Below are 17,321 nucleotides of genomic sequence, written 5' to 3'. Positions count from 1 at the left end.
CTGACCCACCCAAACAACCACCACCGTCGCACCGCTCACCAGATAGGGTTGTACGTGATGGTGGTGTGTTTTTTCCGCTCTCACCACCCCCCCAACCCCCCACCCCTGATGCTTGCCCCTAAGGCAGGATCGTCGCGATCTCGTCTGCCGCGGCGCTTCCGTAGGCATCGGTGAGACGCTTGAGCGCCTCGTCGCGATTGAACACCCACTCCTGCGTTCCGATGGTCTCGAGGACCAGCACGGCCACGAGTGAGCCCAACTGTGCGGCGCGCTCGAAGCTCAGTCCGGCGCCGTGGGCAAGCAGGAAACCGGCACGGAAAGCGTCGCCGACACCCGTCGGATCAACCTTGCCGGTTTCGGGCACAACGTCGACGCGTACCCAATTGCCCTCGCCGTCAACGATTTCGACGCCCTTCGAGCCGAGCGTCGTGACGCGGATACCAACCTGCGCGCGAATCTCTTCCTCGCTCAGGTCCGTCTTCTGCTGGAGCAGTCCCCACTCGTATTCGTTGGTGAAGAGGTACTTGGCGCCGTGGATCAGTGCCTTGGCTTCCTCTCCCGACAGGCGTGCAAGCTGCTGGGACGGATCGGCGGCAAACGGAATTCCGAGCTCACGGCATTCCTCGGTGTGGCGGACCATGGCCTCGGGATCGTTGGCACCGATCAAGACCAGATCGAGTGCACCGGCCGTCTTGGCTACGGCCGCGAGTTCGATGTCACGCGCTTCGCTCATCGCTCCGGGGTAGAACGACGCGATCTGCGCCATGTCCTCGTCCGTGGTGCACACAAAACGCGCCGTATGCGCTGTGTCGGAGATCCGGACCGCACTGCAATCGACACCGTTGTCCTCGAGCCACGTGCGGTATTCCGCGAAGTCGGCGCCGACAGCACCGACCAGCAGCGGCGATCCACCGAGAACACCCATCGCGTACGCGATGTTTCCACCGACTCCGCCGCGACGAATGACGAGGTCGTCCACCAGGAAGCTCAGCGAGATGTGCGCAAGCTGGTCGGCGAGCAGCTGATCTGCGAAGCGGCCGGGGAAACGCATCAGATGGTCGGTGGCAATGGAACCGGTTACCGCAATAGTCACGGATCGAGGCCTTTCAGCGAAAGTGAGTGGAATGTGTTTTCGAAGAATTCATACAACTGACGCGGAACCGATTTCCGGTTCCGCGTCAGTTGTTGTGTCTGAAATTGTGATCGACTCGACTCAGTTGAACGAGTCGCCGCAGGCGCAAGAGCCCGTGGCGTTGGGGTTGTCGATCGAGAAGCCCTGCTGCTCGATGGTGTCGAGGAAATCGATGGATGCACCTTCGACGTACGGTGCACTCATCCGGTCGACAACCAGGTTGACGCCGTTGAAGTTGACGGTGAGGTCGCCGTCGAGGGTCCGGTCGTCGAAGAACAGCTGGTACTTCAGTCCGGCACAGCCGCCCGGCTGCACTGCAATACGCAGTGCGAGGTCGTCGCGACCTTCCTGATCGAAGAGTGCCTTCGCCTTGGCGGACGCGGACTCGGTCATCGTGACGCCGTGGGTGGCGGTCTCGTTCTGCACAGTCATGGGCTCTCCCTAATGTTCATACCAACCCGTGAACGCTTCAACGGTACGCCTCTGCCGACTTATTCCCGCCAGTTCCTACCGTGTGCGATTCGTCTTCATCCTAACCTTTCCGCGCCCGTCGGCAACGACGCCTTCGCTGCGTTCACCGGTGTCGCCAGATGCTCCACTCACGCGCGGTATCGACGGCCAGTCCGCGCAGGTGGGTCGATGCGTCGCGCATGGCGTCCTCGACCGATCCGGCGAAGTCGGTGACGGATTCAGCGCCGACTATCCCGAAGCCCTCGTACTCGGACGCTGAAAGTTCGACCTGACCGGCCAGAACAAGCGTCGGCACGCCGTACGACGCACTAGCGGCCGCGATAGCCGTCACCAGTTTTCCGCGCAGCGATTGGCTGTCGAATTTTCCTTCGCCGGTGATGACCAGATCGGCTGTCTGTAGAAGTTCCACCTGGTCGGTCCGCTCCGCCACCACTTCCGCTCCGGAGCGGCGGTCGGCGCCCATGGCAAAGAGCGCGGCGCCGATTCCCCCTGCCGCACCCGCGCCCGGCAACTCAGCGACGGATCGGCAGACTCCGTTTTCCAGGGTCGAGGCCCACTCCCGGTTTTGTTGTTCCAGGATCTCGATAGCGCTGCCGTCTGCTCCCTTTTGCGGCCCGAACACCGCGGCCGCGCCGATCTCGCCCAATAGTGGGTTCTCGACATCGGTGGCGGCGATCAGGTCGATGCCTCTCAGGGCATCGCGGGCAGACTGCACCCCACCCAATGCGTCGACAAGTCCGCGCCCACCGTCGGTGCAGCAACTTCCACCGAGTCCGATGACGATCTTCGTTGCGCCTGCGTCCAGAGCTGCGACGATCAAGTCCCCGACGCCGCGACTGTGCGCCGCGAGTGCGCTCTCACGGGTTGGCGGGCCGCCGAGTAGCGCAAGTCCACAGGCCTGGGCGGATTCGATGTAGGCAGTCTCCGAATCGAGGAGCCACCAAGCGTCGACCGAGGTCGTCAGCGGGCCTGCGACGTGCGCTGTCTGCATCTCTCCGCCTGAAACGGCCAGGGCATCGACAAATCCGGGGCCACCGTCCGACTGTGGTGCGCAGATGATCTCGTCGCCGGATCGCGCCTGTCCCCAACCGTCTGAAATGGCGCGTGCGGCGGCGCCCGCCGTCAAGGTGTCACCAAAGGAGTCAGGAGCAACTATTACCCGCATGGGCGAAGTGTAGGGGCGGTCGATGTCGCAGATGTTTCACAATCAGCAGAAATACCGAGGTCGGTTTCCCAGAGGACGCACTTATCCAATAGCCTGGAGGGGTGAAATTGCTACGCCGCGGTGACTCAGACAACTCCGACAAAAATGACGTCGAGGTCACTGAGGCGTCCTCAGCCTCTGACGAGGCGTCCACCGAGCAGGTGGGCAAGGGTCGCCCCACACCCAAGCGTCGCGACGCCGAAGCCAAGAAGCGTGGACCGGTTGCGCCGGCTCCGCTGACGTCCAAAGAAGCCCGCGCTCGCCGAAAAGCGACACGCGGCTCCAAGGAAGAGCGCAAGGTCGAAGCTGCCGAGCGCCGCGCCTCGTCGGCAGACCGTCGCGCGCGCATGCTCGCCGGTGAGGACAAGTACCTCCTCCCCCGCGACAAGGGACCCGTCCGCGCGTACGTTCGCGACTTCATCGACGCCCGCCGCAACCTCGTCGGCTTGTTCATGCCACTTGCGCTCATCCTGATCATGACGATGTTCGTGACGCCGCAGCTGCAGGCAATCGTCACCCTTGCCATGCTCGTGATGATGGTCTTCATGGTCATCGAAGGAATTTGGCTGGGACGCACGATCAACAACCGCGTCGCGGAGCGCTTCCCCGACAGCACCGACGGTGGATTCAAGCTCGGTTGGTACGCGTTCGTTCGCGCATCGCAGATCCGCAAGCTTCGCGCGCCGAAGCCTCGCGTGGGACCCGGCGACGCAATCTGAGCGTGTCGAACCCTGTCAGAACTCTGGTCCTCGGCGGCGCGCGGTCAGGTAAGTCCGCGCACGCCGAGGCTTTGTTTTCTCCCGGATCACCGGTTCGCTACGTCGCCACGGCTCGGCGCGACCCCGCCGACACCGACTGGGAAAGCCGCATCGACCAGCACCGAGTCCGGCGGCCGACGCACTGGTCGACCGTCGAGACTGCGGCTGATGGTGGTCTCGACCGCACGCTCCGTGAAGACAATTCGACGGACACCCTGGTCGATGATCTTGGTACCTGGCTGACCGGCGAATTCGATCGACGCGATGCCTGGGAAGCACCGCGCGGCACCATCACACCCGCCGTGGATGCACTGATCGAGAGCGTGCGCGATTACCGCGGATCACTGGTCCTGGTCAGCCCGGAAGTCGGCCTGGCCGTCATTCCGGAAACCCGATCCGGTCGATTGTTCCGCGACGAAATCGGCTCACTCAATGCCCGCGTCGCTGCAGTATGCGATCGTGTCGTGCTGGTTGTCGCAGGACTTCCACTCGTCTTGAAAGAGCCCTCAGCGTGAAAATTACTGTTGCACAACCGGAAGGCACGAAGTGAGCACCGAAGCGAACTCCACCAGCAGCGCGGCTGTCAGTAGCGGGGCTGTCAGTAGCGCGGAGTTCGAGCCGGTTACTCCGCCGGATCGCGACGTTCGGGCCCTCGCGGATGCCCGCCAACTCGACCTCACCAAGCCGGCCGGATCGCTGGGCCGGTTGGAGGCACTCGCGGGCTGGGCTTCCGCATGCCAAGGCGTTTGTCCCCCACATGCTTTCGCCCGACCCCGCGTGGTTGTATTCGCAGGCGACCACGGCATCGCCCGCAACGGCGTCTCGGCATACCCGCCTGAGGTGACTGCGCAAATGGTCGCCAACTTCCTCGGCGGCGGCGCAGCGGTGAACGTACTCGCCGAGGTTGCCGGCGCGAGTGTCCGCGTTGTCGACATCGCGGTGGAAGTGGATACCGATCCCGCGGTCTCGAACTACAAGGTGCGCCGCTCCTCCGGTTCCATCGATCGCGAAGACGCCATGACCCACGAGGAAACTCTGCAGGCCATCGCAGCGGGCCGGGCTATCGCGGACGAGGAAATCGACGGGGGCGCAGACCTTCTCATTGCCGGCGACATGGGCATCGGCAACACGACGCCTGCCACGGTACTGATCGCGGCCCTGACCGACACCGAGCCTGTCGCAGCAGTGGGCCGCGGCACCGGCATCGACGACGCCGGCTGGATCCGCAAGACCGCAGCCATCCGTGACGCGCTCCGCCGCGCCCGGCCACACGTCCGCGATACCGTCGCGCTGCTGCGAACGGTTTCCGGCGCAGATCTTGCTGCGATGGCCGGTTTCCTCGCCCAGGCTGCGTCGCGTCGTACCCCCGTCATCCTCGACGGCGTTGTAGTGACCGCTGCCGCTATGGCTGCCGACGAGTTGGCGTTCGGCGCCCGGGAATGGTGGGTGGCCGGACACCGCTCCACCGAACCCGCCCACACCATTGCCTTGACCCGCATGGGACTGACGCCGATCGTCGAATTCGACATGCGACTCGGCGAAGGCTCAGGCGCAGTGACAGCTCTACCGATCCTGCAGGGCGCGGTGGCCGTTCTCGCGAAGATGGCAACGTTCAGCGAAGCCGGCGTCAGCACCGAGGGCAGCAAGCAGGCCGATGAGCCCGAGGCGATCGATCTCACCAAGACAGACACGGCGGACTGACCGTGGCCGGCGCGCTTTCCGGTGTGCCACTGGCGTTTTCCTGGCTGACTGTACTGCCGGTACGTGGTCCGTCCGACATCGACCGCACCGCTGGTCGGCGCGCTATCGCAGCTGCACCTCTGACCGGGATTGCACTCGGGGCCTTTGCCGTCGCAGTCTTGTGGGGCGCGACCAGCATCGGCCTCAACCCCTACCTTGCGGGCTTACTGACAGTGGGCGCGCTCGCGCTGGGAACACGCGGTATGCATGTCGACGGTCTCGCGGATACCGTCGACGGTTTGGGATGCTACGGCCCACCCGAGCGAGCGCGCGAGGTCATGCACAGCGGCGGCGCCGGGCCGTTCGGAGTTGCCGCGCTGTTCATAGTCCTTGGGCTGCAAGCAGCATCCTTCGGGGTTTTGGCCGGCGCAGACTCCCCGCCGCACTGGGCCGGCGTGGTCGTCGCCGTTGCTGCGGGACGCGTTGCCGTCGTCTTCGCCTGCCGCCGAGGGATTCCCGCGTCGAGCGCCACCGGATTCGGTGCGCTGGTTGCAGATTCGCAGCCGTGGTGGGCCGCTGCCGTCTGGACCGCTCCCCTGCTTGCCGCGTCGATTCTGGTGACGGACCGATGGTGGCTCGGCCCTCTCGTGACCGCGGTGGCGCTGCTGATCAGTATTGCGTGCGTGCGTCACTGCGTCCGCCGGTTCGGTGGCCTCAACGGCGATGTCCTCGGATTTGCACTGGAGTCGACCGTGACGATCACTGCCGTCGGCCTTACTCTCGGACTGTGATCTGACATCGTGCGAGTCGGAGTCCTTGCGTACGAGAGTTGCCTGGCGGCCGAGATCTTCGTTTTCACCGACCTACTCCTGATCGCGAATCGCGTCGCCACTGGAGTCGCTGATAGAGCGTCCACCGACCCCTTCCAGGTATCGGTCATCGCAGTGTCCGGCACACCCGTCGTTGCGGCAGGCGGATTTTCGATCGGCACACGGGAGTGCCATCGCGACATCGACCACCTGGTGGTGCCGGGGTTCGAACTCGTACCGTCCGAAGACCCGGCATCGCGCTTGTCGCTGTGGAACCGAGAAATCGACTTCATCCGTACCTGCGAGGCTCGTGGTGTTCGGGTGTCGTCAGTCTGCGTCGGCGCGTATCTGCTCGGCGAGGCGGGACTTCTCGACGGACGCCGCTGTACGACGTCGTGGCTGTACGGCACCGACCTCGCAGGTCGCTATCCCACTGCGACGGTTCGAACCGACTCGCTGGTCGTCCATGACGACGGCGTGACCACCACTGCGGCGTTCACGGCAGCGCTCGATCTCGCAACAGCACTCGTACGCGAGCATCTCGGCGACAAGGTTGCGCGAACGACGGCAAGAATTGCTCTGGCGCCGGAGAACCGAACCAGTCAATCTCCCTACGTTGTCGACTCGATGCTGCCCGTGAAACACACACAGTTTGCCGAGGACGTCGGAAGCTGGTTGGTCGAACGGATAGCGGAGCCCTACGACTTGGATCTGCTCTCCGATGCTTTTCGCGTGAGCACACGAACAATGCTTCGGAAATTCCGTGACGAGACCGGGGAGTCGCCGCGCGCCTACCTACAGCGCGCACGGGTGCGAAAGGCTAAACGGCTCTTGGAATCGACCGACTGGCCGCTTGGAAAGATCTTGGGGCACATCGGTTATCAGGATCCTGGAACCTTCCGTCGACTGTTCGCCGACCGTGTCGGAATCAGTCCGGCTGACTATCGAAAGCGATTCCGCAACGGCGCATGAGTCGCACGCGTGGCGAGCCCGCCCGAAAACGTGGCGAACCACCCTCTTTCGCAGTTGATCCCGCACCGAAAGACTGTGCAGAGGAAAAACTTCGACCGACTGGGAGGGCTCACCGTGCCGAACCGGAGCATGACACAAGACGATCCGCTCGAAGACTTCGACAGTCGAACGATCACGATCGGCGGAGTGTCGAAATGCGTGTACGTCGCGGGCAGCGGTCCCGCAGTAATCGTCATGCCGGAAATGCCGGGCATCAGCCCGCAGGTTGCACGATTCTCCCGCTGGGTACGCGACGCCGGTTTCACGGTCTTCGTTCCGTCGCTGTTCGGCCGTGACGGCGCAGTTCCCACCGTGGACGAGGGGATCGCCGTTTTCAAGAAAGCTTGTGTCAGCGCAGAGTTCCGCGCGCTCGCCGCCGACGAACCGAGTCCAGCGGTCCGGTGGCTGCGTTCACTCGCCGCTTCGGCCCACGAGGAGTGCGGTGGACCGGGAGTCGGCGTGATCGGAATGTGCTTCACCGGCAACTTCGCGCTGTCGATGACGCTCGAACCATCGGTGATTGCGCCGGTTCTCGCCCAGCCGTCGCTACCGCTCGATCGACTAGGCGAAACCGACAGTGGGCCCGAAGAACTCGAAGCCGTGCGCACGAGGCTCGACACGGAAGACCTCACAGTGCTTGCCTACCGCTTTCACGGCGACCCGTTCTGCCGCGCGCAGCGATTCGCGGCCTACTCGAAGGCGTTGGGCGAGCGCTTCGTCGGGAAGGTACTGCCCGACGAAGCGGCCAACGCGGCAACGTCACCGTTCTTCGAACACGTCATTGCCCATCCGCACAGCGTGGTGACGGCTCATCTCGTCGACGAGGCCGGATCGCCCACCACCATCGCACGAGACGAGATTCTGCAGTTCTTCCGTGAGCGATTGCTCGAGGAAGCCAGAGATCAGTGAAGCTTGGTCATCCAGCCGTGCGTGTCGGCGAAGGTGCCACGCTGAATGCCGGTGAGGGTGTCACGCAGCGCCATGGTGACCTCGCCGGGTTCGCCGTCAGCGATGGTGAACTCACCCTCGGCGGACTTGACGCGTCCGACGGGGGTGATGACTGCCGCTGTGCCGCAAGCAAATACCTCGGTGATTTCACCGCTCTTGCACTTGGTGCGCCACTCGTCGGTGCTGATCTTGCGCTCTTCGACGGCAAAGCCCGAGTCGGCAGCCAGGGTCAGCAGTGAATTGCGGGTGATACCGGGCAGCAACGAACCCGAGAGCGACGGCGTGACAAGGCGAGCATCGGGGCCGGAACCGAAGACGAAGAACAGGTTCATGCCTCCCATTTCCTCGACGTAGGTGCGCTCGATCGCGTCGAGCCACACCACCTGGTCGCAGCCTTCGTCAGCAGCCTGAGCCTGGGCAAGCAGTGATGCCGCGTAGTTACCCGCGAACTTGGCCGCGCCCGTTCCACCTGGAGCGGCGCGCACGTATTCGGTGGACAGCCACACACTGACCGGCTTGACCCCGCGCGGGAAGTACGCGCCGGCCGGTGACGCGATCAGCAGGTAGCGGTATTCCTTGGCGGGACGCACACCGAGACCGGCTTCGGTCGAGAACATGAACGGACGCAGGTACAGGGCGTCTTCGCCGCCCGCCGCCGGAACCCACTCGATGTCGACGTCGACCAACTCGGTGATGGAGTCCACGAACATCTCGGTCGGCAACTCGGGCATCGCGAGCCGACGGGCCGAAGCCGCGAACCGCTCGGCATTGGCCTCGACGCGGAACGAGCTGATGTCGCCGCTCGGCTGGCGGTAGGCCTTGAGCCCTTCGAAGATGGCCTGACCGTAGTGCAGGACCATGGCCGCGGGGTCGAGTTCGATGTTTCCGTACGGCAACACCTGAGCGTTATACCAGCCCTTGCCCTCGGCGTAGTCGATGGAGACCATGTGATCGGTGAAGTACTTCCCGAAACCGGGCGCCGCCAAGATGTCACGGCGCTCGGCGTCGGACTTCGGGGTCGAGCTCTGGACACGAACGAAATTGGCGGCACCAGTCATGGCCGCAATCCTATCGAACGCGCACAATCCCCTTACTTGGTGCTGGTCTCCACAAACGGAGGCGACACGACAACACACCGAAGCGCGCGCCCACGGACGTCGACCTCGATCTCGTCACCGGCCGCGATTCCCACACCGGAATCGAGAAGCGCCAACGCAATTCCGACCTTGAGCGTCGGCGAGAACGTTCCGGACGTGGTCTCCCCCACCGGTTCGCCGTCACGCAGAACACTCAGTCCCGCACGCAGCACACCACGGTCGAGTGCCTTGATTCCCCACAACTTGCGTGCGGGGCCGGCAGCCTTCTCGTCGACCAGGGTTTCCTTGCCCCAGAACGTGGGCTTCTTCCAGCCGACAGCCCAGCCGCAGCGAGCTTCGAGGGGTGAAATCTCGAGCGAAAGCTCATGTCCGTGCAGCGGATACCCCATCTCGGTACGCAGCGTGTCGCGCGCTCCTAGACCGGCGGCCTGCCCACCCTGAGCCTCGACAACCTCGAGGAGCGCGCGGAAGAGCGGCTCACTGTCGGCCCATCGCGGCAGAAGTTCGTAGCCGATCTCGCCCGTGTAGCCACTGCGACACACGCGAACCGGTACACCCTTCCACTCGGCATCCTCGAATGCCATGTACTCGATGTCGGTGGGCAAACCCAGCGCTGTCAGGACGTCAACCGACTTCGGCCCCTGCACGGCCAGCACGCCGTACTCACGATGCTGATCTTCGATGGTGATTCCCTCCGGCGCGAGCGCCACCATCGCTGCGACAACGTCTGCCGTGTTTGCCGCATTCGGCACGAGGAAGATCTCCTCGTCGTTGACGTAGTAGACGATCAGATCGTCGATGACGCCACCGGACTCGTTGCAGCACAACGTGTATTGCGCCTTACCCGGACCGATCTTGCCCAAATCGTTGGTCAGCGCCGCATTCACGAACTCTGCGGCACCGGTGCCGCGCACCACGGCCTTGCCGAGGTGACTGACGTCGAACAAGCCGACATTCTCACGGACAGAAGTGTGTTCGGCCACGACGCCGGCGTACGACACCGGCATCTGCCAGCCACCGAACGGGGCAAACGTCGCACCCAATTCGACGTGCACAGCGTGGATCGGACCCTGCAAGAGTTGTTCGTCGGTCATGGCCCACAACCTATCGGACTTCCGTCGACGAAACATGTTCGCCGCAGACGCGCACCGGGGACGTGTGGGCCTACCATCAACTCAGGCGTCCGCCCGAACCGGACGCATCGCACACTCACCACGCAGGAGACATCTTGAGCACTCGTACAGCCCGATCATTGGGACCCGACCTGGTTCTCGCCGGAAAGCTCGGCAAGCGCGCCGACGTATTGGTGGTCGGTCTCACATCGGGTCCCGACGGCCCCGAACTCGCACTCAGCGAAGGCATCGTCGACGAGGACATTCTGGCCGAGGTACTCGACAGCCTCATCGCCGTCGGCGCCACCGGAAAGCCGGAGCAGCTCACTCGCATCCCCGCGCCGAGCGACCTCCCCGTGGTCAGTGTCCTCGCCGTCGGACTCGGCTCGGCTGAGAAGCTGGGCAGCGAACAAATCCGTAAGTCGGCCGGCGCCGCAGCACGCTCACTGTCGGGAATCGACACCGCAGCAACGACGCTGTCCGTCCTCGACCTCGCCGCCACAGTCGAAGGATTTGCGCTCGGCGCCTACACCTTCACCGAATTCAAGTCGTCGAAGTCCGCTCCGGGCCCCGACGCTCAGCCGCTCGCTCGCGTCGAACTCCTTGTTCCGTCGCCGCGCACCAAGGAAACCAAAGCGACTTTGACGCGGTCGGCCGCTATCGCCGAGGCAGTCGCCACGGCACGCGAATTCGTCAACACTCCCCCCAGCCACCTCTACCCGGCTGAGTTCGCGAACCGCGCCAAAGCACTGGGCATCGAAGCAGGGCTGACCGTTCAGATCCTGGATGAGAAAGCACTCGCGAAGGGCGGGTACGGCGGAATCCTCGGCGTCGGCAAGGGATCGTCACGCCAGCCTCGACTCGTCCGGATGGAATACGCGTCGAAGAAGCGCGGCGCATCCAAGGTTGCGCTCGTCGGCAAGGGCATCACATTCGACACCGGCGGAATCTCCATCAAGCCGGCCGCCGGCATGGAGAACATGACCTCCGACATGGGCGGCGCAGCAGCTGTCATCGCCACCGTGGTTCTTGCTGCCAAGCTCGGCCTGCCGGTCAATGTCGTCGCCTACATCCCGATGGCGGAGAACATGCCGTCAGCCACCGCGCAGCGTCCCGGCGACGTACTGACGCAGTACGGCGGAATCACCGTCGAGGTCATCAACACCGATGCCGAGGGCCGTTTGGTCCTCGCCGACGCCATGGTCCGCGCCGGCGAAGACAACCCCGACTACATGATCGACACCGCAACCTTGACCGGTGCGCAGATGGTCGCCCTCGGCAACCGCACTCCCGGCGTCATGGGAACCGACGAATTCCGTGACCGCGTTGCATCCATCTCCCAGAGCATCGGCGAGAACGCCTGGGCGATGCCGCTGCCGGAAGAACTGCGCGGCGACCTCGATTCCAAGGTTGCCGACATGGCAAACGTCACTCCCCACCGTTGGGGCGGCATGCTCGCGGCAGCTCACTACCTGAAGGAATTTGTTCCCGAGGGTGTGCAGTGGGCGCACATCGACGTTGCCGGGCCGGCCTACAACACCGCCGGTCCGTGGGGTTACACGGGCAAGGGCGGCACGGGCGTTCCGGTTCGCACGATGATTTCGGTCCTCGAGGACATTTCGGTTAACGGCTAGCCTTTTGCTGTGCGCCTTTGTTAACCGCCCGCGGTTAACAAAGGCGCACAGCACATTCAGCTCCCGTCCCTCAATTCTTCCGTGCGAGCACGCTTGCGTTCGATGCGCTGACGCTCGTCGTGATCGCGCATACGCTGCGGATATCCAGTTTTACGTACGTCGTAGACGGGAATCTTCAGATCCTGACCTAATTTGCGGGCACCACGCTCACCACCCACCCGGCGACGCGTCCATTCCCCGTACTTGTCGACGAGCACGACTGTGACCTCGGTGACGGTTGTTTCCGGCTCCACGAAGGCCTCGACGCCTTCGTGCGCGTGAGCCCAGTTGGCCAGGTGCTCTGCATCGCCCTGGGCTGCCAGATGCGCTGCACTGGGTCGGCGTTTGAATCGATCGAACAATCCCACGCGTGGATCCTCCTCGGTGCCGGGACCGCGGTAGAACCCCGGCCGTATGTCAAGTTTGCCAGCGTTCAACCGCAGCGACCGGCAAGAGACATACCGTTTGGTCCCATTCACGCGTTACACCTGCTACCTACTGACCGGTAGCGACACACCGAACACCGGCGGCATCCCCCTCAGCGGACGCGCCCGGCGTATCAATGGAAAGATGAACGACGGTGACGCCGCGCCTGCGCGTCGACATCGGCAAAATAGCTACAAGTAGCCGCACGTCGCGCGCAACTCGAGCACAACGCATTAACGACCACAAGTCGACAAATTAAACAACCCGAACACAACTGTCGAGGAGTCAAAAGACATGGCCTTCTCCGTCCAGATGCCAGCCCTAGGTGAGAGCGTCACCGAGGGAACTGTCACACGGTGGCTCAAGCAGGAAGGAGACACGGTCGAAGTCGACGAACCCTTGCTCGAAGTCTCCACGGACAAGGTCGACACCGAGATCCCGTCTCCAGTCGCCGGCGTCCTGACAAAGATTGTCGCGCAGGAAGACGACACCGTGGATATCGGTGGCGAACTCGCCGTCATCGGCGAAGCCGGTGAAGCGCCTGCCGCAGCGGCGCCCGCGCCCGCCGCCGAAGCACCGGCAGAAGAAGCAGCTCCCGCACCGGCTGCAGAAGCAGCTCCCGCACCGGCTGCAGAAGCACCGGCAGCTGCTCCCAGCAGCGGAGCCGAAGGCACCCCCGTGACGATGCCCGCCCTCGGCGAGTCCGTCACCGAAGGAACCGTCACCCGTTGGCTCAAGGCCGTGGGCGATGAAGTTGCCGTCGACGAACCGCTTCTCGAGGTTTCCACCGACAAGGTCGACACGGAGATCCCGTCGCCTGTTGCCGGAATTCTTCTCGAGATCAGTGCGCAGGAAGACGACACCGTAGACATCGGCGGCCAGTTGGCTGTCATCGGCTCCGGCACCCCCGCGGCTGCAGCACCGGCGGCACCCGCTCCGTCCGCACCGGCTCCGGCAGCGGCTCCCGCGCCCAAGGCACAAGCCCCCGCACCTACACCGGCTCCCGCAGCCCCCGCACCTGCACAGGCTCCGGCAACCCCGGCTCCCGCGCCTGCTGCTCCCGCAGCACCCGCTGCACCTGCGGCATCGGGTGACAGCAGCCCGTACGTCACCCCGTTGGTGCGCAAGCTTGCCAATGACAATGGCGTCGACCTCGCCACCGTCACCGGCACCGGCGTCGGTGGACGCATCCGTAAGCAGGACGTCCTTGCCGCCGCGGAAGCCAAGAAGGCTCCGGCCGCCGCTGCCCCGGCAGCACCCGCCGCTGCTGCAGCCGCTCCGGCAGCGAAGGCAGCCGCCGGCGTCCGCCCCGAGCTGGCTCATCTGCGCGGAACAACGCAGAAGGCCAACCGGATCCGCCAGATCACGGCCACCAAGACCCGTGAATCGCTGCAGACCACGGCGCAGCTCACACAGACCTTCGAGGTGGATGTCACCAAGATCGTCGCGCTGCGTGCCCGTGCCAAGGCCGGCTTCATCGAGCGCGAAGGCGTCAACTTGACGTTCCTCCCGTTCTTCGCCAAGGCAGTTGTCGAGGCATTGAAGTCGCACCCCAACATCAATGCCAGCTACGACGAGACGGCAAAGCAGATCACGTACTACGACTCCGAGCACCTCGGAATCGCAGTCGACACCGATCAGGGCCTGCTGTCTCCCGTCATCCACAATGCCGGTGACCTCGGCTTGGCCGGCATCGCTCGCGCTATCGCGGACATCGCGAAGCGTGCGCGTTCGGGTGGACTGAAGCCGGACGAGTTGTCCGGTGGAACGTTCACGATCACCAACATCGGCAGCCAGGGCGCGCTGTTCGACACCCCGATCCTGGTCCCGCCGCAGGCAGCCATGCTCGGAACCGGCGCGATCGTGAAGCGTCCGATGGTGGTCACCGACGAAAACGGCAACGAGTCCATCGGTGTTCGTTCGATGATCTACTTGCCGCTGACCTACGACCACCGTCTGGTGGACGGCGCCGACGCCGGCCGATTCCTCACCACTGTCAAGCAGCGGTTGGAAGAAGCCTCGTTCGAAGCTGATCTGGGCCTGTAAGCACGCTGTGTTTCGGCCGGGGCGCCATCTCCATCAGGAGGTGGCGCCCCGGCTTTTTCAGTACGGTCGTAAAGAGAAGCCCACTGGATCGAAGGAGGCATTTTCCGAATGCGAGTAGTCGTAGCCGGTTCGTCCGGTCTGATCGGAACGGCCTTGGTGTCGTCGTTGCGCTCGGACAACCACGATGTGGTGCGCCTGGTGCGTCGCCCGACCACCGGTCCCGACGAGTCCCGGTGGGACCCCAATCGTGACCGCCTGGACACATCGGTGCTGCACGGTGTTGATGCCGTGGTCAATCTCTGTGGCGTCGGCATCGGCGACAAACGGTGGTCCGGTTCCTACAAGCAAGAGATTCGTGACAGTCGCATCAGTGCGACGGACGTACTCGCGGACGCCGTTGTCAGTGCAAAGATTCCGGTTCTCGCCAATGCCAGCGCAGTGGGCTACTACGGCGATACCGGCGACCGCATCGTCGACGAGGACTCGCCCGCCGGCACCGATTTCCTGGCGACGACGTGTCGTGACTGGGAACTGGCCACCGAACCGGCCCGCAAAGGCGGCGCTCGGGTGGTCAATCTGCGCTCGGGCGTTGTGCTCTCACCGCATGGCGGAATGCTCGGGCGTCTGCGGCGGATCTATTCACTGGGCCTCGGCGGACGGTTGGGCAACGGTCGCCAGTACTTTCCGTGGATATCACTCGAAGACGAGTGCAACGCAATCAAATTCGCCCTCACCAATTCCGCACTCTCCGGACCGGTCAATCTCACCGGGCCGGCACCGGTCACCAATGCTCAGTTCAACGACGCGATGTCGCGGATCATGCATCGCCCGGCGCCCTGGATCGTTCCGGGTTTCGCTCTCGAAGCGCTGATCGGCGAGTTCGCGAAAAGTGGCATCCTCGGCGGCCAACGGGCTATACCGTCGGCGCTCGAAAATGCTGGATTCACGTTCCGCCACAACACAATCGGTGAAGCACTGGCGGCCGCACTGAATTGACTTCGCATTCGGGCGTAATCTCTAGTGCCATGAGTAGCGCTGCCGGATCCGCACGATTGTCACAACTGCCGATCGTCGTCGACAACCTCGGATTGATCGACTACACAGCGGCGTGGGATCGCCAGCGTGAACTGGCCGCGGAGCGTGCGGACAACGTCGGACAAGACAGGCTGCTCTTGCTCGAGCATCCTCCGGTGTACACGGCGGGACGACGCACGGAACCCGCGGATCGCCCCGTCGACGGCACTCCCGTCATCGATGTCGATCGCGGCGGAAAAATCACGTGGCACGGGCCGGGTCAGCTGGTCGGGTACCCGATCGTGAAGCTCGCCGAACCCGTCGACGTGGTGCGCTATGTCCGGCTCATCGAAGAAGCACTGATCACGGTCTGCACCGACATGGGTTTGACGTGCGGCAGAATCGACGGCCGCTCCGGTGTCTGGCTGCCCGCTGAACTGTCCGGCGGCCAGTGGAAGCCCGAACGCAAGGTTTCCGCCATCGGCGTTCGCGTCCAACGTGGCGTCGCGCTGCACGGTTTTGCACTGAACTGCAACTCGGTCCTGACCGGATTCGACAACATCATTCCGTGTGGCATCCGCGACGCCGGAGTGACGACGCTGTCGCAGGAGCTCGGTCGAGACGTCACCGTTTCCGAGGTCACCCCGGCGGTCACCGAAGCGATCATCGCTGCGCTGGACGGCAACCTGCCGGTCACGGTGCGGGACATCGAACGCGTCACCTTCGAGAAGGCCTCACCTACGCCGACTTTTACTACCGTTCAGTACAGCTGACGCGCTCGCCCGAACCCCGTTGCAGTAATCACCGGGCGTAGGATCATCTCCGTGACTATCGCCCCAGAAGGACGTAAGCTGCTCCGTCTCGAGATCCGAAACGCGGAGACGCCCATCGAACGCAAACCCAACTGGATCAAGACCAGAGCAAAGATGGGCCCCGAGTACTCGGAACTCAAGGGCCTGGTCAAGCGTGAAGGGTTGCACACCGTCTGCGAAGAAGCAGGCTGCCCCAACATCTACGAATGCTGGGAAGACCGCGAAGCCACCTTCCTCATCGGCGGCGAACAGTGCACACGCCGCTGCGACTTCTGCCAGATCGACACCGGCAAACCCGAAGCCCTCGACCGCGACGAACCGCGTCGCGTCGCCGAAAGCGTTCAGGCCATGGGACTTCGGTACTCCACCATCACCGGCGTCGCCCGCGACGACCTCCCCGACGGCGGCGCCTGGCTCTACGCCGAAACCGTCCGCAAGATCCACGAACTCAACCCGGGCACCGGCGTCGAGAACCTGGTGCCGGACTTCAACGGCAAACCCGAACTTCTCGACGAGGTCTTCGCCTCCCGCCCCGAAGTACTCGCACACAACCTCGAGACCGTCCCCCGCATCTTCAAGCGAATCCGTCCCGCGTTCCGCTACCAGCGCAGCCTCGACGTCATCACCGCAGCCCGCGAATACGGACTGGTCACCAAGTCCAACCTCATCCTCGGCATGGGCGAGACCCCCGAAGAGGTCACCGAGGCGATGGCCGACCTGCACGCCGCCGGTTGCGACATCCTCACCATCACCCAGTACCTGCGCCCCTCACCGCGGCACCACCCGGTCGAGCGGTGGGTCAAGCCCGAAGAGTTCGTCGAGCACTCCAAGGCAGCCGAAGAAATGGGATTCGCCGGCGTCATGGCCGGACCGCTCGTCCGCTCGTCGTACCGCGCCGGACGCCTGTATGCGCAGGCCATGGCCCATCACGGCCGCGAACTCCCCGAAGCGCAGCGCCATCTCACCGAGGGCGGAGACGCTTCCCAGGAAGCCAGCTCGCTCATGGCACGCCTGAATCGCTGATCCACTTTTTGCTGTGCGCCTTTATTAACGTCGGGCTCACGTGGTTGACGCAACGAGCGATGTGCGAAACCTTTCCAACGGAGTATCCCATTCAAGGGTTTTGCG

At 64.0% G+C, this 17,321-nt stretch carries 17 protein-coding genes; 11 read left to right on the top strand and 6 right to left on the bottom strand.

The window, feature by feature from the left end; genetic code table 11:
* Nucleotides 1–118: 118 nt before the first annotated feature.
* The 3 genes from ACFRFQ_RS20855 to ACFRFQ_RS20845 form a co-directional block, all read right to left on the bottom strand.
* The gene (locus ACFRFQ_RS20855) at nucleotides 119–1,093 is read right to left on the bottom strand and encodes a carbohydrate kinase family protein (protein ID WP_378661678.1); all 975 of its coding nucleotides are present in this window, start codon (nucleotides 1,091–1,093) and stop codon (nucleotides 119–121) included.
* A gap of 120 nt (nucleotides 1,094–1,213) precedes the next feature.
* Nucleotides 1,214–1,564, bottom strand: a complete 351-nt coding sequence (locus tag ACFRFQ_RS20850) for a HesB/IscA family protein (protein WP_378661676.1) — start codon at nucleotides 1,562–1,564, stop codon at nucleotides 1,214–1,216.
* Between the two features lie 142 nt (nucleotides 1,565–1,706).
* Nucleotides 1,707–2,768 carry a glycerate kinase gene (locus ACFRFQ_RS20845; protein ID WP_378661673.1) on the bottom strand — a complete coding sequence of 354 codons (1,062 nt, stop codon included), beginning with the start codon at nucleotides 2,766–2,768 and terminating at the stop codon, nucleotides 1,707–1,709.
* A 101-nt stretch (nucleotides 2,769–2,869) separates the two neighbouring features.
* Here ACFRFQ_RS20845 and ACFRFQ_RS20840 point away from each other — a divergent pair, with 101 nt between their 5' ends.
* The 6 genes from ACFRFQ_RS20840 (at nucleotide 2,870) to ACFRFQ_RS20815 (ending at nucleotide 7,974) form a co-directional block, all read left to right on the top strand.
* The gene (locus tag ACFRFQ_RS20840; protein ID WP_378661670.1) at nucleotides 2,870–3,526 is read left to right on the top strand and encodes a DUF3043 domain-containing protein; all 657 of its coding nucleotides are present in this window, start codon (nucleotides 2,870–2,872) and stop codon (nucleotides 3,524–3,526) included.
* Nucleotides 3,527–3,528: 2 nt separating this feature from the next.
* Nucleotides 3,529–4,080, top strand: coding sequence for a bifunctional adenosylcobinamide kinase/adenosylcobinamide-phosphate guanylyltransferase (gene cobU / locus ACFRFQ_RS20835; protein WP_378661667.1), 552 nt, complete (start codon nucleotides 3,529–3,531; stop codon nucleotides 4,078–4,080).
* Between the two features lie 31 nt (nucleotides 4,081–4,111).
* Nucleotides 4,112–5,266: a nicotinate-nucleotide--dimethylbenzimidazole phosphoribosyltransferase gene (cobT, locus tag ACFRFQ_RS20830; RefSeq protein WP_378661664.1), complete on the top strand. Its 1,155-nt coding sequence runs from the start codon at nucleotides 4,112–4,114 to the stop codon at nucleotides 5,264–5,266.
* Between the two features lie 2 nt (nucleotides 5,267–5,268).
* Complete coding sequence (locus tag ACFRFQ_RS20825) at nucleotides 5,269–6,036, top strand: adenosylcobinamide-GDP ribazoletransferase (protein ID WP_378661661.1); 768 nt, start codon at nucleotides 5,269–5,271, stop codon at nucleotides 6,034–6,036.
* A gap of 9 nt (nucleotides 6,037–6,045) precedes the next feature.
* On the top strand, nucleotides 6,046–7,026 hold the full coding sequence (locus tag ACFRFQ_RS20820) for a GlxA family transcriptional regulator (RefSeq protein WP_378661658.1): 981 nt from the start codon (nucleotides 6,046–6,048) through the stop codon (nucleotides 7,024–7,026).
* Between the two features lie 129 nt (nucleotides 7,027–7,155).
* Nucleotides 7,156–7,974: a dienelactone hydrolase family protein gene (locus ACFRFQ_RS20815; protein ID WP_378661655.1), complete on the top strand. Its 819-nt coding sequence runs from the start codon at nucleotides 7,156–7,158 to the stop codon at nucleotides 7,972–7,974.
* Here the strand turns inward: ACFRFQ_RS20815 and ACFRFQ_RS20810 are convergent.
* Together ACFRFQ_RS20810 and gcvT are read right to left on the bottom strand one after the other, a co-directional pair.
* Complete coding sequence (locus ACFRFQ_RS20810) at nucleotides 7,968–9,071, bottom strand: branched-chain amino acid aminotransferase (protein WP_378661652.1); 1,104 nt, start codon at nucleotides 9,069–9,071, stop codon at nucleotides 7,968–7,970. The two genes, ACFRFQ_RS20815 and ACFRFQ_RS20810, sit on opposite strands and share 7 nt — an antisense overlap.
* A gap of 32 nt (nucleotides 9,072–9,103) precedes the next feature.
* The gene (gene gcvT / locus ACFRFQ_RS20805; protein WP_378661649.1) at nucleotides 9,104–10,204 is read right to left on the bottom strand and encodes a glycine cleavage system aminomethyltransferase GcvT; all 1,101 of its coding nucleotides are present in this window, start codon (nucleotides 10,202–10,204) and stop codon (nucleotides 9,104–9,106) included.
* A gap of 134 nt (nucleotides 10,205–10,338) precedes the next feature.
* Between gcvT and ACFRFQ_RS20800 the strand changes: the two genes are divergently transcribed.
* On the top strand, nucleotides 10,339–11,856 hold the full coding sequence (locus tag ACFRFQ_RS20800) for a leucyl aminopeptidase (RefSeq protein ID WP_378661646.1): 1,518 nt from the start codon (nucleotides 10,339–10,341) through the stop codon (nucleotides 11,854–11,856).
* 56 nt (nucleotides 11,857–11,912) lie between these two features.
* Here ACFRFQ_RS20800 and ACFRFQ_RS20795 read toward each other — a convergent pair whose 3' ends face one another.
* Nucleotides 11,913–12,263 carry an oxidoreductase gene (locus ACFRFQ_RS20795; RefSeq protein WP_378661643.1) on the bottom strand — a complete coding sequence of 117 codons (351 nt, stop codon included), beginning with the start codon at nucleotides 12,261–12,263 and terminating at the stop codon, nucleotides 11,913–11,915.
* A 352-nt stretch (nucleotides 12,264–12,615) separates the two neighbouring features.
* Between ACFRFQ_RS20795 and sucB the strand changes: the two genes are divergently transcribed.
* From sucB to lipA, 4 genes are all read left to right on the top strand, one after another.
* Nucleotides 12,616–14,367, top strand: a complete 1,752-nt coding sequence (gene sucB / locus ACFRFQ_RS20790; RefSeq protein ID WP_378661640.1) for a 2-oxoglutarate dehydrogenase, E2 component, dihydrolipoamide succinyltransferase — start codon at nucleotides 12,616–12,618, stop codon at nucleotides 14,365–14,367.
* A 108-nt stretch (nucleotides 14,368–14,475) separates the two neighbouring features.
* On the top strand, nucleotides 14,476–15,363 hold the full coding sequence (locus tag ACFRFQ_RS20785) for a TIGR01777 family oxidoreductase (RefSeq protein ID WP_378661637.1): 888 nt from the start codon (nucleotides 14,476–14,478) through the stop codon (nucleotides 15,361–15,363).
* Nucleotides 15,364–15,392: 29 nt separating this feature from the next.
* Nucleotides 15,393–16,154, top strand: coding sequence for a lipoyl(octanoyl) transferase LipB (gene lipB / locus ACFRFQ_RS20780; RefSeq protein WP_378661635.1), 762 nt, complete (start codon nucleotides 15,393–15,395; stop codon nucleotides 16,152–16,154).
* A 51-nt stretch (nucleotides 16,155–16,205) separates the two neighbouring features.
* Nucleotides 16,206–17,216, top strand: coding sequence for a lipoyl synthase (lipA, locus tag ACFRFQ_RS20775; protein ID WP_378661632.1), 1,011 nt, complete (start codon nucleotides 16,206–16,208; stop codon nucleotides 17,214–17,216).
* Nucleotides 17,217–17,321 lie beyond the last annotated feature (105 nt).

Origin of the sequence: Rhodococcus sp. NPDC056743 (genome assembly GCF_042790355.1) — a bacterium.
Taxonomy (GTDB): Bacteria; Actinomycetota; Actinomycetes; order Mycobacteriales; family Mycobacteriaceae; genus Rhodococcus_F.
The sequence above is the reverse complement of the archived record's forward strand: the minus strand, read 5'-3'. Positions and strand labels throughout refer to the sequence as shown.

Excerpts from the sequence above, each read along its gene's own strand:
- ACFRFQ_RS20850 (WP_378661676.1), bottom strand. The coding sequence starts at position 1,564 with ATGACTGTGCAGAACGAGACCGCCACCCACGGCGTCACGATGACCGAG.
- ACFRFQ_RS20845 (WP_378661673.1), bottom strand. The coding sequence starts at position 2,768 with ATGCGGGTAATAGTTGCTCCTGACTCCTTTGGTGACACCTTGACGGCG.
- ACFRFQ_RS20815 (WP_378661655.1), top strand. The coding sequence starts at position 7,156 with ATGACACAAGACGATCCGCTCGAAGACTTCGACAGTCGAACGATCACG.
- ACFRFQ_RS20810 (WP_378661652.1), bottom strand. The coding sequence starts at position 9,071 with ATGACTGGTGCCGCCAATTTCGTTCGTGTCCAGAGCTCGACCCCGAAG.
- gcvT (WP_378661649.1), bottom strand. The coding sequence starts at position 10,204 with ATGACCGACGAACAACTCTTGCAGGGTCCGATCCACGCTGTGCACGTC.
- sucB (WP_378661640.1), top strand. The coding sequence starts at position 12,616 with ATGGCCTTCTCCGTCCAGATGCCAGCCCTAGGTGAGAGCGTCACCGAG.
- ACFRFQ_RS20785 (WP_378661637.1), top strand. The coding sequence starts at position 14,476 with ATGCGAGTAGTCGTAGCCGGTTCGTCCGGTCTGATCGGAACGGCCTTG.
- lipB (WP_378661635.1), top strand. The coding sequence starts at position 15,393 with ATGAGTAGCGCTGCCGGATCCGCACGATTGTCACAACTGCCGATCGTC.